The 15,531-nt window shown below is 40.3% G+C and carries 12 protein-coding genes; 4 read left to right on the top strand and 8 right to left on the bottom strand.

Annotation, left to right across the window (positions count from 1 at the left end):
* Nucleotides 1-40: 40 nt before the first annotated feature.
* Nucleotides 41-3,001 (bottom strand): protein translocase subunit SecDF, encoded by a 2,961-nt coding sequence (gene secDF / locus B9A52_RS06195; protein WP_084119476.1) that lies wholly within the window; start codon nucleotides 2,999-3,001, stop codon nucleotides 41-43.
* Nucleotides 3,002-3,077: 76 nt separating this feature from the next.
* Nucleotides 3,078-3,422 carry a hypothetical protein gene (locus B9A52_RS06190; protein ID WP_197687272.1) on the bottom strand — a complete coding sequence of 115 codons (345 nt, stop codon included), beginning with the start codon at nucleotides 3,420-3,422 and terminating at the stop codon, nucleotides 3,078-3,080.
* Nucleotides 3,423-3,763: 341 nt separating this feature from the next.
* Here B9A52_RS06190 and B9A52_RS06185 point away from each other — a divergent pair, with 341 nt between their 5' ends.
* Nucleotides 3,764-4,717, top strand: a complete 954-nt coding sequence (locus B9A52_RS06185; protein ID WP_084119475.1) for a hypothetical protein — start codon at nucleotides 3,764-3,766, stop codon at nucleotides 4,715-4,717.
* Between the two features lie 100 nt (nucleotides 4,718-4,817).
* Here B9A52_RS06185 and udk read toward each other — a convergent pair whose 3' ends face one another.
* Together udk and B9A52_RS06175 are read right to left on the bottom strand one after the other, a co-directional pair.
* On the bottom strand, nucleotides 4,818-5,435 hold the full coding sequence (udk, locus tag B9A52_RS06180) for a uridine kinase (RefSeq protein WP_084119474.1): 618 nt from the start codon (nucleotides 5,433-5,435) through the stop codon (nucleotides 4,818-4,820).
* 19 nt (nucleotides 5,436-5,454) lie between these two features.
* Complete coding sequence (locus B9A52_RS06175; RefSeq protein WP_084119473.1) at nucleotides 5,455-6,024, bottom strand: non-canonical purine NTP diphosphatase; 570 nt, start codon at nucleotides 6,022-6,024, stop codon at nucleotides 5,455-5,457.
* A gap of 159 nt (nucleotides 6,025-6,183) precedes the next feature.
* Here B9A52_RS06175 and B9A52_RS06170 point away from each other — a divergent pair, with 159 nt between their 5' ends.
* Complete coding sequence (locus B9A52_RS06170) at nucleotides 6,184-6,756, top strand: LOG family protein (RefSeq protein WP_084119472.1); 573 nt, start codon at nucleotides 6,184-6,186, stop codon at nucleotides 6,754-6,756.
* A gap of 102 nt (nucleotides 6,757-6,858) precedes the next feature.
* Here B9A52_RS06170 and B9A52_RS06165 read toward each other — a convergent pair whose 3' ends face one another.
* The 4 genes from B9A52_RS06165 to B9A52_RS06150 form a co-directional block, all read right to left on the bottom strand.
* Nucleotides 6,859-7,341: a GAF domain-containing protein gene (locus B9A52_RS06165; RefSeq protein WP_084119471.1), complete on the bottom strand. Its 483-nt coding sequence runs from the start codon at nucleotides 7,339-7,341 to the stop codon at nucleotides 6,859-6,861.
* A gap of 116 nt (nucleotides 7,342-7,457) precedes the next feature.
* The gene (ribD, locus tag B9A52_RS06160; protein ID WP_084119470.1) at nucleotides 7,458-8,486 is read right to left on the bottom strand and encodes a bifunctional diaminohydroxyphosphoribosylaminopyrimidine deaminase/5-amino-6-(5-phosphoribosylamino)uracil reductase RibD; all 1,029 of its coding nucleotides are present in this window, start codon (nucleotides 8,484-8,486) and stop codon (nucleotides 7,458-7,460) included.
* A 3-nt stretch (nucleotides 8,487-8,489) separates the two neighbouring features.
* Nucleotides 8,490-9,287 (bottom strand): DUF4382 domain-containing protein, encoded by a 798-nt coding sequence (locus B9A52_RS06155; protein WP_084119469.1) that lies wholly within the window; start codon nucleotides 9,285-9,287, stop codon nucleotides 8,490-8,492.
* 122 nt (nucleotides 9,288-9,409) lie between these two features.
* Nucleotides 9,410-10,240, bottom strand: coding sequence for a DUF4382 domain-containing protein (locus B9A52_RS06150; protein ID WP_084123416.1), 831 nt, complete (start codon nucleotides 10,238-10,240; stop codon nucleotides 9,410-9,412).
* Between the two features lie 124 nt (nucleotides 10,241-10,364).
* On the opposite strand from B9A52_RS06150, the gene dgt reads away from it, so the two are divergent.
* Nucleotides 10,365-11,717 carry a dGTP triphosphohydrolase gene (dgt, locus tag B9A52_RS06145; RefSeq protein WP_084119468.1) on the top strand — a complete coding sequence of 451 codons (1,353 nt, stop codon included), beginning with the start codon at nucleotides 10,365-10,367 and terminating at the stop codon, nucleotides 11,715-11,717.
* Nucleotides 11,718-12,118: 401 nt separating this feature from the next.
* Nucleotides 12,119-15,499: an isoleucine--tRNA ligase gene (gene ileS, locus B9A52_RS06140; protein ID WP_084123415.1), complete on the top strand. Its 3,381-nt coding sequence runs from the start codon at nucleotides 12,119-12,121 to the stop codon at nucleotides 15,497-15,499.
* Nucleotides 15,500-15,531: the final 32 nt, after the last annotated feature.

Here is a 15,531-nt window from a genome sequence, read left to right as displayed (position 1 = left end):
GTTTGGTACATCTCCCTTGATTTTTTCGAAAATTATTGATTTATGCTGTCTTTTTTGCAGGATCTTGTTGATTCTCGGCTTCCAACTCTTTCTTCATTAAATCCACCACAATAGGCGAAGCAATGTAGATGGAAGAATAGGTACCTACTACTATACCGATGAACAGGGCAAATGAGAATCCTCTCAAGACTTCACCTCCGAATATCAATAATACCAATACTACAATTAAAGTCGTAAAAGAAGTTATCAATGTCCTGGCCATTGTCTGATTGATGGCATCATTGAACATGTTCACCAATTTGGAAGTGCCTCGGAACTCAATATTTTCTCTGATTCTATCAAATACAATCACGGTATCATTGATGGAATAACCGACTACGGTCAGAATAGCTGCAATGAATACCTGATCAATCTCAAATGTAGCACCCAATGCACTCGCTATTGCAAATGCAGCAATTACAAAGAGCACATCATGTACCAGGGCAATAATTGAACCAAGCGAGAACTGCCACTTACGGAACCTCAAAAGGATATATAAGAATATCGCAACCAAAGCGAAGAACATAGCCTCTGCAGAAGATTTCTTGATATCATCTGCCACAGTAGCACCTACTTTTGACGAACCCCTGATAGCAAATTGTCCATCCCCAATTTCAGATCCTGTTGTTAGGGCCAATCCGGTAATCTTGGCTATACCTTCTTTTACTTTGTTTTCAACTTCAGCATTGGAGTCATCATCATCTTCATTGATCAGATAAGAGGTCGTTACTTTGACGATATTATTTCCTCCAAAAGTCTTCACCTCTACTGAACCGTCAAATTCACCATCAAGACCTACTTTTAGGTCAGATTCCACTACCGGTTGGGAAAATTCCACGATATAGGAACGTCCTCCGGTGAAATCCACCCCAAATTTCAACCCATTGATGGCGGCAATAGCCAAGCCTATCACAATAATTGTTGATGAAATGATGTAGGCGATTTTTCTTTTGCTCAGGAAATCTATATTCAAGTTGCCCAATAAATTACCGGCCCATGGTGTAGAGAATGAAATACTGCTCTTATCACCCTTCTTGGTTGACCAATGCACAATAAGCCTGGTAATAAATACAGCTGAGAAGAAGGATGAGGCAATACCTATCATCAATACAATCGCAAATCCTTTGACAGGGCCCTGACCAAGGGCATATAATATAGCACCTGTAAGGAATGTCGTGACATTGGAGTCAAGAATAGCAGAGAATGCTTTCTTGTATCCTTCATTGATTGCGGCAATCAATCCGGCACCATTGCGGATTTCTTCTTTGATCCTTTCAAAAATCAAAACGTTGGCATCTATCGACATACCAATGGTCAAAACTATACCTGCAATACCAGGAAGGGTCAGCGCTGCACCCAACTGGGCCAAAATACCCAAGATAAAGAAGATGTTGAAAACCAATGCAGCAATAGCAACGAATCCACCTTTGGCATAATAGGCGACCATAAACAAGACCACCAAAACCAATCCGGCAACCATAGAAATGATACCTTGACTTTGTGCATCTTTACCCAATGTTGGGCCGATAATGGCCTCTTCTACGATTTTGGTAGGTGCTGGTAATGAACCGGACTTTAGAATATTGGCCAAATCCTTGGCTTCCTCCATGCTGAAGTTACCGGTGATTTCTGATTGACCGGATGGAATCTCTCCCTGTACCATTGGAGCAGTATAGACAAAATCATCCAGGACAACTGCAATCCTTCTTCCTATATTTTCAGAAGTCAGTTTTCTCCATTTTCTTGCACCTTCGGCGTTCATCTGCATGCTGACTGCAGGGCGGGAAGTCTGATCCAAAGTCTGACGTGCATCTGTGACCACATCACCTTCCAATGGCGCTTGGTCGCTTGACCTGCTTACCTTGATGGCATGTAGTTCCAATAATTCAAGATTATCCGATGTTTGAGGCTTCACTGACCAAAGGAACTTGATGTTTCTAGGTAACAGAGATTTGACATCTTCACGTGCAAATATTCTATTGATCGCAACAGTATCCCTAATTTCATATATCAAACCTGCATTGGATTTAGACAGGGAAAAAATCGGAGAAATCTGAGAAGAAAAATCATCAGGTTCTTTTGTCTCTGCCAATTGTTGTTCAAGCTGACTTGCAAGGTCACCTTCCTCAGTTGAGGTGGTATCAGCAGGAGTAGTTTCAGTTTTATTTGCGTTTGATTCAGCTACCAAAAGGCTATTGACTAATTCCAGTTCCGCGAGGTATTCATTCACTTCTGCCACTTCCCAAAACTGCAATTTTGCAACTCCTTGTAATAGATTTCTGACCCTTTCCGGATTGTCCACTCCAGGTAATTCAATCTGAATCCTACCTGAACCTTGAATTCTTTGAATATTTGGCTGAGAGGTTCCGAAGCGGTCCACCCTTGTTCTTAGGATATTAAAGGAACGTTCTATGGCATTTTCAACTTCCGTGTCAATGATTTTGAGGATATCAGTATCCGATGTTTCCAAGGAAATTCTTCCACGGTTGGCTGCAGTTGCAAAAATTCCGCTCAGTTTCTGATCCGGAGCATTGTTCTGCCAAGCTATGTAGAATAGGTCAACGTACTTTTCGTTACTTGTTTTTGATGCTTCCGCAGCATCTTCCAATGCAGCATTGAAAGCCGCATCTTTACTGTTACCGGAAAGTCCTTTAACGATTTCTACAGGAGAAACCTCCAAGGTAACATGCATTCCACCCTGCAAATCAAGGCCAAGTCCCAATTCTGTTTCTTTGATTTCCTTATAGGTGAATTTGGCCCCTAGGAAATTATAAACGGGCTCCCTGTATATGGAATCCAGGTAAGCTTGTTTTTTGGCAAACTCAACGTTGCCTGACTCATCTGTGGCATATGCCACAGCTTTTTGCTGAATATTATTTGATACAAATGTGAATGACAGGTAATACAGACACAATGCTGTGACCACCACTGTCAAAAACACGATAACACCTTGGTTACGCATATGATTAATTGTTTTGTTTGATTACGATTGATTATTGTAAGCTCAAATGAGCTTTGGCGAATGAGGCAAAAAAATATCAGGGAGCATTGGGAGATATGATCCTCTCCAATAAAATTTCCCAATAGGGAAGATTGACCGAAAAGGAAGCCCCAAGATCCGATACGCTTGGTCTTTCGAAAATAAGATTTTCATAAATCAGGTAAAAAACCTGTTGTGAAAGCACAGTGACAAAAGGAACTACTGCATCAATGGCAATATTCAAAAAAGTCTGATTGTCTGAGGATTGGTCAGTTTTGTTGGACTGTTCCTGCTTTAAAGCAGAATCTTCCTGTACGTGTTGGGGCAGATATTCGGTTCCAGCTACAAGCATACAAAACAGCATCGTCAACATCAGGGTGACGCGTTGTTTCCAGAGGTTCATATCTTTTGCTTTTTTTCTCACGGGCAGCAAATATAGAAATATTTGGAAAGACATACATATTTTCCCTCAACAAAAACCAATTTCATTATCTTTCAATTGATAACCAAGCTTTTACGAGTAGGTTTTTTTGAAAAATAAAAAATTGTAAAAAAAATAGATGTCTACATTTTACCATAAAATTTTCATGATACATTGTATTCTAGCCCTTCACTTAAAATTTGATTTAAATAAAGAAGTTATTCGTTACAAATAAAATGTATTTGATGATTAACAATATGTATTTTAAATCCCTATATTCCATAAAATATTTTGTCAACCACTAATCATTAAATTAAATTCTTATGAAAAAACACATTTATGCGATTGCAATCATGGTATCTTTTGGCTTTTTCTCCTGCCAAAGTGATGAAATTCAAAATGATATGGACCTGGAAGAATATGTTGATGGTCATCAGGTAGTTTACTCTGACCTGAGGTTTGATCCTGTTTCTGTTAATTTTGCTGATCAAAATGCAAGAATTCAAACTGACCTTCCCTATAACGTAGTGCTTCACAGTGCTACCTATATTACAGCTCCAGAAAGTAATGAAATGGGAAGAACTGTATTCTTTTCCGACAGAGGTAATAAACAATTGGACTTTGATTTCTCCCCTGTTGCTAAATTGAACGGCATACCTGACATATCCTATTATGTGGATAGGCTTCGACCTGCGTCTACTTTAAATGTGGATCAAACAGACGCTGCAATCGAAAGTGCTGCAACGACTTGGAAAAACGCAAAGTGTTCTGATTTTGATTTATACAGAGTAGCTGATGTCCCTGTTCCTATTGGTATTGTAGCTGCTAATTTTGGTTTTCCCAGTGCTGCAGGTTATATAGCAGATGTCAATCATGCAGGCTGGATGCCAGCCAGTTTTTTTGGTTTTCTTGCACCTGGAGGCGAAAATTTTATATTAGGAGTCACTTTCACATTTCTCCTGATTGATGGTGAGGGTAACACTATTGACACCAATAATGATGGTAAGCTTGATGTTGCTTTAAGAGAAATCTATTACAACAATAATTTTACTTGGGGTATTGGATCAAGTTTTGATGTCGAAACGGTCGCATTACATGAAATGGGTCATGGGTTAAGTCAAGCCCATTTTGGTTCTGCATTTAGGAAAGCAAACTTTGGAATTCAGTTCAATCCTCGTGCTGTAATGAATGCCACGTATTCAGGAGTGCAGAGAGATTTGGCAGGCACAGATTTGGCAGGTCACTGTTCGATTTGGGGCAATTGGCCGAATAATTGATGAAATTCCCTTTCAAAAAAGCTGTCCCGATCTGGGACAGCTTTTTTTTATCCAAAGTTTCGATTTTATAAAAAACAGGATAGTACCATCTTTAGATTTTTTACTTGATTTTCGATCTCAGATAATTCCTGATCAAATCCAATGCCCTATCAAAATTATGATTGTTGGGTACAATGATATCCGCATCATGTTTGAAAGGCTCAATGTATTTTTCATAAGTTGGCATCACATGCATTTCATACCTATAAAGTACATCATCCAGGTCATATCCCCTTTCCACTTTATCCCTGACTATTCTCCGCTTTAATTTGATATATTCTTTGGCATCAATAAAAACCTTCAAATCCAACAAATCGGCCAATTCCGGATAATAAAGCACAAAAATGCCCTCCACTACTACTACAGGTGCAGGTACAAATTCCAATATTTTAGGCTTCTTGTTGGGATTATTAAAAGTGTATTCCTGTCTGTATACAGTCTCACCTTGCTGGATTTTTTTAATGTCTTCAGCATATTGGGCAAAGTCTATGGAATTGGGGGTATCAAAATTATGCACTCCCTTGTCATCCATTGGCTGAAGATGTCTTGGTCTGTAATAATTGTCCTGAGAAATCAAGCAAACTTGTCCGGGTTCAAATGTATGTAATAGCTTGTCCAAAAAAAGTGTCTTGCCAGAGGCGCTTCCTCCTGTAATGCCTACAATAAACGGTTTGCTCATGGAAGTCAAAATTAACAAATTATTTGAGAAATTCTGCGAGCGCTTTCACGGCCTTTCCACGATGGCTGATGGCATTTTTTTCTTCCATGGTCAACTGTGCAAAAGTCCGGTCAAAACCATTTGGCTGAAAAACAGGATCATATCCAAATCCTCCTTCCCCAACTAACTCATGTATGATTTCACCTTCGGCAGTCCCTTCGAATGCATATTCATTTCCCTCCAATATCAAAGCGATGACAGTTTTAAACCTCGCTTTTCGATTGGATTGCTTTTTCATATTTTTCAATAACAAATCAATGTTCCTGGAATCGCTCCTAGGTTCACCTGCATACCTGCCAGAATAAACCCCCGGTTCACCGTTCAATGCCTCTACTTCCAACCCGGTATCATCCGCAAAGCAGTCCACTCCATAATGTTGCTGCACATAGCGGGCTTTTTGAAAGGCATTATGTTCCAAAGTATCCCCGGTTTCGGGCAATTCCTCATGACAACCAATTTCCTCCAGAGAAACAATGGTAAAGTCAGACCCAAGAGCAGATTTTACCTCTTCTATTTTCTTTTTGTTGTTTGTAGCAAAGCAGATTTTCATTTGATTATTTTTGGTAAATCTAATTTTCTGTGGCAATCGGGGGCCTTATGCATGTAAAGCTCTTTTTATTATGAACCTTTTCAGGTTAAATGACAAAATAAATCTATTTTAATTTCCGATTGGGATCAAAGTCTAAAAATTAAGGAATAAATTGAAAAGATGAAAAAAATCACTGTTTACTGTGGGTCCAACAAAGGCAAAAATCCTGCTTATGAACAAGGCGTGTTGGCCTTGGCCGAAGAAATGATCACAAGAGATTTGGCTTTGGTGTATGGTGCCGGAAATGTCGGTCTGATGGGAGTAATTGCGGATGCTATGTTGGCTGCCGGAAAAGATGTCTACGGAATCATTCCCCAAAAATTGGTAGATATTGAAGTAGCACATATAGGATGCACAGAACTTACCATTGTCGAAACCATGCGGGACAGAAAATGGCTGATGGCCGAGCGAGGGGATGGTTTTATTGCTATGCCCGGAGGGATCGGCACCTTTGAGGAGCTTTTTGAAATCATGACACTCAACCAATTGGCCTATATCCAAAAACCTCTTGCACTGTACAATGTCAATGGGTATTATGATGGCTTGATTGCATTTTTAAGCCATGCAACCCAAGAAGGTTTTCTGCATAAGGCGCAATTGGATTTATTGATTGTAAGTAGTGATCCTGTAGAAATATTGGATAAAATGGCCGGTTTTGAACCGAAGTATATAGAGAAGTGGGAGGTAAAGTAGGAAGTACGAAGTACTATGTACAAAGTACTATGAACAAAGTACCAAGACCGAAACCTACATCAAGGTTATCTACAAAGGAGACCCTAAGAGTTTCTTTTTTGATTAAAGATTGTTGTCTAAAAGTTTCATCAACTTTTCCAGATAAGTGACATCGTCCTGATCGAAGTCATCCAAAAGGTCACTGTCCACATCAAGGACTATCCAAACCTTGTCTTCTCTGAACCCGGGAACTACGATTTCTGATTTGGAGGCAGAACTACAGGCTATATGGCCAGGGAAAGCCTCCACATCGGGAACCAATTGAGTTTTGGCTTCTTCCCATGCAGTCCCACATACCCCTTTCCCAAAAGCAATACGGGTACAGGCCAAAGGCCCCTGAAATGGCCCAAGAACCAATTGTTCTCCTTTGACCAGGTAGAAACCGACCCAAAAAAAACCAAAAGCTTCTTTCAGTACCGCGGTCACATTGGCTAAGTTGGCATATAAGTCTGTCTCAGAAGAAATCAATGCCTCTATTTGGGGAAGGATTGCCTGATATTTTTCAGCTTTGGAAGCTGCCTCGGGTAAATAAATTGATTCGGACATTTTTTAATAGATATGAGATGTGAGATGTGAGATGTGAGACGTGAGATGACTTGCTATGAAGGATGGAGCAGTTTCTAAGGATTTGGGATAGGCAACAACTTAGCAGGTTTGAAGCTTTAGTAGATCGGTCTTGTTATGGTTAATAAGTCTCCCATAATATCCATTTCATCAAGAATACTTCCTTGGGTTTTAGGCGCAGGAATGCCTTTCCCAAATTGAACCTGTCCAGTAAAAACCCTTGCTTCATCCCAAAGGTTCTCCTGAATGAATTTATTCAGCAATTGGGCGCCACCTTCGACAATCAGACTTTGGATTTTCCGTTGGTAAAGATCATCCAGAATTTCTCTAATATTGAATCCTGATGGGAGTTTGACGTGTTCCAGATTATCTGATTTTTCTTCTTTGACCTGATTATAACATAAAGTCAATTGGCTTTGATCAAAGAGATGTAAGTCGCGATCCAGGGTCAGGTTTCTGTCAACTACTATTCGGACGGGATTTTTACCTTCCCATTCCCGGACATTCAATTGGGGGTTGTCATACTTGGCAGTCAAAGTGCCCACCATGATGGCGTCTTCTTCCGATCTCCAGCGGTGTACCAATTGGCGACTGTAGGGATTGCTGATCCATTTGGAATCATAATTTTCTCTGGCAATAAAGCCATCTTTGGTCTGTGCCCATTTCAAAATTATATAAGGTCGCTTCTTTTCCATGAAAGTAAAAAACCTTTTATTCTGTTCTCTTACTCTTCTGTCCAATACCCCTGAAGTCACTTCAATTCCGGCGTCTTTCAATATCTGTGCACCTTTACCGCCTACCAAGGGATTGCTATCCAAAGTGCCGATGACTACTTTTTTTACTTTCTTTTCTACCAGTAGGTTGGCGCAGGGAGGTGTTTTTCCCCAATGGGCACAGGGCTCCAAAGTGACATAAACCGTTGATTCAGGAATCAAAATGGGATTTTTAACCGAATTTATAGCATTTGGTTCTGCATGTGGTCCCCCATAGACCTCGTGGTAGCCTTCACCAATGATTTGTCCATCATGGACAATGACACATCCTACCATTGGATTGGGACTTACTCTGCCTTTTCCTAATTCGGCCAATTCCAGTGCCCTTAGCATAAATATCTCTTCCGGACTCATGGATCAAGGATTTGTACGCAGAGTAATTTCTTCCAATTGGGTCCTCTGCCGGGGTTCGACGATAATATTTTGGATGGTATCTGCTAAAAATCCGTTGCTAAAAGGTAATATTGAAAGGGTAAATTCCCCCTCAAGTCCCCTGATCAAAAAGTTGCCACGCGCATCTTGGGTTGTATTGGCAAGTGTATCTGAATTTTGGATGGCCAATAGCAAGCATTTTAAACCCTGGGGTCTGATAATCCCGGAGATTTCTCCGGTATCGAGACTTGCAAAAGCCCTGAATTTTGGATCAAGAGTAAAAACCGGTTCAGCCCCAGTGGTGAATGTTATGGAATTCAAGGTATTGAAATCAATAAATACATCATGAGAAATTCCTCCATCCAGCGGAATGCTAACCGTAATAGCAGGGTTTCTTGAGGAATCATCCCTAAAATTTAAAGAAGAAGTTTGAGTTCCTACCTGAACAAAATTATCATTACCCAGCCTCAAGGTAAGCTCGATAATAGCACCTACTAAGAATTCGGCTCTTCCAACCAGATATTGGCCGGTATTCACAAGGGAAGAAAGCCTCGCCTGCTGATTGACCTGTGGATTGGGAATAAACACAGCATCTGAATTATCCTGACCTCTAGTTCCGGTGGTCTTTACTTCCACACCTAATATCTCGATGCCAACCTCATCAAAAAGTCCAGGAGTACCGATAAGGAAGACATTTACCAATGCAGTAGATCGTTCCCCTGTTTCAGAACATCCCAAAGAGAGTACAAGCAAAGCAAGAATGAATATCTTTTTATTTTTCACGGTTCAAAAATAGGAAAGATAGATCAGAATTTGATGTTATTACCAATAAATGAAAAAGCCAGAAACTTTCCAGTTCCTGGCTAATGGCTCAATTAATAGAACCTGGTTACCCTTAAAATCAATTAGTCTTCTGGGATTTCTTCAACGGCTTCAACTAATTCTATTGGATCAACTTTTGTGACTTTACCCAATTCCAATTCCACATCCTCAACGAATTTCTCTTCATACAATTCATTGGGGAGCATCCAAAGTCTGTAAGTTCCCATCTCCAATCCTCTTATGACAAATGAGCCGTTTTCATCTGTAAAAGTGGAAACCGTATCTTCATGAATAATCGCAGAAACTTGAACAGGTTGGGCTTCCAATGGTAAAACTGAACCTTCAATAGTAGCAGATTCTTCAGCCACTACCCTCAAAACAGGTTTTAAAATGTACTTACCCGAATTTCCAGCTTTGACAATGGAACGGGCAGCATCAAAATCGATCACAAGATCATAGGAGATACCGGGGTTCAATGGTTTGTCAATTTTCAGTTTCAATCCGCTTTGCTGCGCGCTGGGAGTAGTAAGATCAATTCTCTGACCATCCTCAATGATATAATTATCATTGCCAAGTAAAAGACGAATTTGGGAAATTTCACCGGAAGGCACTTCCTTCTCACCTAAAAAGGCACTATTGCCACCTACTAGAGACAATAGATTGATTTTCTGATCTTCAGCCTCATAAGGTAAATTGATCCAGGCACTTCCGTTCTCTTCATTTTTCCCCTTAGGAAGGATTTCTACGCCCAATACTTCGATCCACACTGCGTCATAACTTGCAGGGGCATCAATCATATAAACGTTTAATTTAGCATTCCCTTCTGAGGGGTTGAGGTTGTCTTCCATATCGCATGAGGTTATCAAAAATGTCAAAGCCAATGCAAAAAGCAGTCGATTCATTTGGGTCTTCATAAGCATAAAATTTAGTTGGTTTAATTTTCAAGTGCATTGTTCCAATGATTATGCCAAAAAAAGTAAGCAAGAATTTTTTCACTGATTTTTAGTCTGCAAATAAATAGCTTTAGTATTTTTGACCATGATGCAATGGGAAAAATTGCTGAACTCGGGAAGGTTCGATCCAGCAAAAAAAAAGAATGTACAACTTGATGCTTACAGAAGTGAATTTGAAATTGATTATGATAGAATCATTTTCTCGGCGCCATTCCGTAACCTTCAGGACAAAACACAGGTATTTCCTCTTCCGGAGCACGATTTTGTACATACCAGATTGACTCATAGTCTTGAAGTTTCGAGCGTGGGAAGATCTTTGGGGAAGTCGGTGGGAGAATATTTATTGGACAAATATCCCACGCTCAGTCAAATAGGCATTCAATCCTCTGATATTGGCGCCATTGTAGCCGCAGCTTCCTTGACTCATGATATCGGAAATCCGCCCTATGGGCATGCTGGTGAGGAGGCTATTTCTGATTTTTTTAAGCACCATGAATACGGATATATCTGGCAGTCCCATGTAAAAATCAATGAATGGGCAGATTTATGCAATTTTGAAGGCAATGCTCAAGGATTCCGGATGTTGGTATCTCAAAATAATGGGCTTAAACTTTCATACGCAACCTTGGCAGCTTTTACCAAATATCCAAGACCGTCTCAAGTATTTGAAAAAGATAAAAAAAGGAGAAGTCATAAGAAATTCGGATTTTTTGTGGATCAGGTCAATGATTACACACATTTGGCAAATGTGCTCGGACTGATCAAATCCAATACAGATTGTTGGCTGAGACATCCTTTGGCATTTTTGGTCGAGGCCGCGGATGACATTTGTTACAGCATTATTGACCTGGAGGATGGCTGTACTTTGGGGTTGGTTTCTTTTCAAGAGATATGCGGGCTATTGGCTGAAATATTGGGAGAAAAATTTAAGCCTGAAAAACTGGATAAATATAAAACCCAAACCCAAAAACTGGCCATTTTACGTGCCATGACAATAGGTAAACTGGTAGATGAGGCTGTAGTCGCTTTTTGCCAAAAAGAGGAAGAAATGCTAACAGGAGATTTTGATAAAGCGCTTACGGATATCATTCCTTCTGCAAAGGCATTGGAGAAAATTTCTCTTTTATCTGTAGAGAAAATATATCGTTCCAAACCTGTTTTGGAAAAGGAAGCAGCCGGATTTCAGGTCCTGGAGGGTTTGCTGGAAGTTTTTTCCAAAGCATTGAACCACAAATTTTATCAAACAGAACTTTTTTCGGGTAGAGACAAAAGCATTTTGAGGTTGCTGCCTGATGATTTCCCTTTGGAAGGGTGGGGAGAAAAAGTCAATGCTTACCCCTTGCTTCGGGCTTTGATTGACTTTATTTCAGGGATGACAGATAAATATGCCTTGGCCTTGTATAGAAAAGTAAAAGGGATTGCACTGCCGGGCGCTTAATTTTTGAGAATGGACTGATGTGCCATGTTGCAATGGCTGAGCATTTCAGATGCTGTCATTTTCCCCCAATTGGGGTTGTTTTGGCAGTTAAACTTTTAGCCCTTTCGATGATCTCATTTATAGCAATTGGATTAAGGATAGTTTTACTCCTAATCGGAGTTTATTAAGATAAACATAACCAATAATTTCCAGCCTGTTTCTCATAACAATCAATTTTCTGATTATCTATCCCTAATACTCCAAAATCTCTTAACTTTGCGCCTGCCTTCAGGAATTGGACAGAAGGACTTGGGGAAATGGCTGCCAATGAAAGGATTAATTATCATCTCCCTTCTATTCGAAATGCTCCAAATTGTTCTAAAAGAATGTTTGGAGAAAATCAAAAAACATCAAGGAATACAGTGAAAAAATACCAGGAGTACAAACAAGTAGATTATCCAAAGATAGGAGAGGACATCCTACAATACTGGAAAGAAAAAGATATATTCAATAAATCCGTCGCCAACAGGGAAGGGGCGGAAACATTTACTTTTTTTGAAGGTCCTCCTTCTGCCAATGGTACTCCCGGGATTCACCATGTGATGGCCAGGGCTTTAAAAGATATCTTCTGCCGGTACAAAACCCTCAAAGGTTTTCAGGTAAAAAGAAAAGGTGGATGGGATACACATGGTCTTCCTGTTGAACTTCAGGTGGAAAAAGAGTTGGGTATCACCAAAGAGGATATCGGTAAGAAAATCTCTGTAGAGGAATACAACCAAAAGTGCCGTGAAACTGTCATGCGTTACAAACATGAATGGGATGAACTCACTGAAAAAATCGGTTATTGGGTTGATTTGGATGATCCTTATATCACTTTTGAAGCCAAATACATAGAAAGCCTTTGGAGTTTGTTAAGGAAATTTTATGACAAGGGTTTACTTTATAAAGGCTATACGATTCAGCCATTTTCTCCGGCAGCAGGCACCGGCCTGAGTTCCCACGAACTCAATCAGCCAGGAACATACAAAGATGTGAAAGACACTTCTGTAACAGCGCAATTTAAGCTTAAAGGGGAAGAAAATACTTACATTTTAGCCTGGACCACTACTCCTTGGACTTTGCCTTCCAACTCAGCATTGGCAATAGGTGAAAACCTGGATTATGTTAAAGTAAGGACATTTAATCCCTATACCTTCGAGCCGATGACGGCTGTGCTTGCAAAAGCACGGATGGGAGCATATTTTAATCCTAAGGCAAAAGAATTGTCTTTGGGCGATTTCAAAGCCGGAGACAAATTGATTCCTTATGAAATAATTGAGGAATTCAAAGGTAAAGAAATGTTGGGATGGGAATATGAGCAATTGTTTCCTATCGAAGGGATCGCATTGCCACATCCTGCCTTTACTGTCATTTCGGGAGATTATGTCACCACTGAAGATGGTACCGGGATCGTTCATTTGGCCAAAGCTTTTGGTGCGGATGACTTTAGAACATTGGTTCAGAACAATGTGCCCGGAGTTTTTGTGAAAGATGAACTCGACAACGATATCCCTGTCGTGGATCGTCAAGGCAAGTTTCTCCCTGTTATTGGAGAATACCTGGCATTAAAAATGAAAGAGCACGGAATCCATGCGCACAAAGAGTTTGGAGCGAACGATTTCTATGTAAAAAATTATACCAATGATGATGAAGATGCCCAAGACTTTAAAACCACTGACATCATCATATCTATCATCTTAAAGAATGAAAATAAGGCCTTTAAAGTTGAAAAGTACGAACACAGTTATCCGCATTGTTGGAGAACTGACAAGCCGATTCTGTATTATCCATTAGAAAGCTGGTTTATCAAAACCACAGCTTACAAGGACAGATTGGTGGAATTAAATAAAACCATCAATTGGAAGCCTGAAGCCACTGGAACCGGGCGTTTTGGCAATTGGCTAGAAAACCTCGTTGATTGGAATCTTAGCCGTTCCAGATTTTGGGGTACCCCATTGCCCATATGGAGAACTGAAGACGGGACGGAAGAGAAATGTATTGGATCAATAGCAGAACTCAATGAGGAAATCAACAAATCCATTGAAAAGGGCTTTATGGCAACTTCTCCTTATGAAGGGAAAGAGATAGATCTGCACAGACCCTATGTAGATGATGTAATATTGGTTTCCTCCAAGGGAGATAAAATGTTCCGGGAACCTGACCTGATTGACGTTTGGTTTGACTCGGGTGCCATGCCCTACGCTCAATGGCATTACCCCTTCGAAAACGAAGATATTTTTAAAGCCAACTATCCGGCAGATTATATCGCTGAGGGGGTGGATCAGACGAGAGGCTGGTTTTTCACTTTGCATGCCATAGCCGGAATGCTGTTTGATTCCGTTGCCTTCAAAAATGTGATCGCAAACGGTCTGGTTTTGGATAAGAACGGTAATAAAATGTCCAAGCGGTTGGGCAATGCTGTGGATCCTTTCAAGACGCTGAAAGAATATGGCCCTGACGCGCTGAGATGGTATATGCTCAGCAATGCCAATCCTTGGGATAATCTCAAATTCAACCTGGAAGGTATAGCGGAAGTACAAAGAAGGTTTTTTGGCACCTTGCAGAATACTTATAATTTCTTTGCGCTTTATGCAAATCTGGATCATTTTGTCTATGACAAATCAAAAGCAGTACCTGTAGTCGATCGAGCAGAACTGGATCAGTGGATAATTTCCAAGTTGCAAACGCTGATTGCTGAAGTGGAGTCTGCCATGGATAATTACGATGCCACCAAAGCTACCCGTGCCATCATGAACTTTACTGTAGATCAGTTGTCCAACTGGTACGTCCGATTGGCCAGAAAAAGATTCTGGAGAGGAGACATGAACACTGACAAGCAGGCAGCATACGAGACTTTGTTTGAATGTCTATACAGCTTGACCCAACTGATGTCTTCTTTTGCTCCCTTCTATTCTGATTGGCTCTATAAAAATCTGACTGCCTCTTCCAAAAACAGGTTGGAGTCCATACATCTGACAGATTGGGAAGTGGCTGATATAAGTCATATCAACAGAGACTTGGAAGAAAGCATGGAGTTGGCACAAAAAATATCATCCTTGGTCCACTCACTTAGAAAAAATCCCAAAATTGGCATCAAAGTGCGTCAGCCTTTGCAGAGAATTCTGATTCCTGTGCTGAATGACAAGACAAGAAAGCAGATACAGCATGTGGAAGAACTGATTAAATCAGAAGTGAATATCAAGTCAATAGAGTATATTGATGATGCTTCAGATGTTTTGGTTAAAAATGTAAAACCGAACCTCCCTGTTTTGGGTAAAAAATTAGGTCCAAAAATGAGGTTGGTGGTTGCTGCCATTAATTCCTGGGGAAAAGAACAAATCTCTGAAATAGAGAAAAACGGGAAAATTGCTATCCCAATAGAAGGTGAAATCATTGAACTTCTTTTGGAAGAAGTATTGATCAGTTCCCAAGATATTCCCGGATGGTCTGTAGCCTCGGATCAGGGTATGACTGTCGCGCTTGATGTGACTCTGACTGACGAACTCCGGCAGGAAGGTATAGCCCGTGATCTTGTAAACAGAATTCAAAATCTCAGAAAGGATATGGGATTGGATGTACAGGATAAAATAAATATCAGAATTGCCAAGCACGATGACTTGGTCAATGCTGCTTTGAAAAATTTTGCCAAATATATCCAAACCGAAACCCAAGCAGTCACGTTGGAGGTGCATGATTCTCTGACAGATGCTACAGTTTTGGACATGGATGACTTCGAACTTGTAGTAAAAGTTGAAAAAGCTTAATATAAACAACTAACCACGCCACGAAGAGGAGA

Source organism: Aquiflexum balticum DSM 16537 (genome assembly GCF_900176595.1).
Classification (GTDB): Bacteria; Bacteroidota; Bacteroidia; order Cytophagales; family Cyclobacteriaceae; genus Aquiflexum; species Aquiflexum balticum.
Note: the sequence above shows the minus strand (reverse complement) of the source record. Positions and strands in the feature narration are given on the sequence as shown.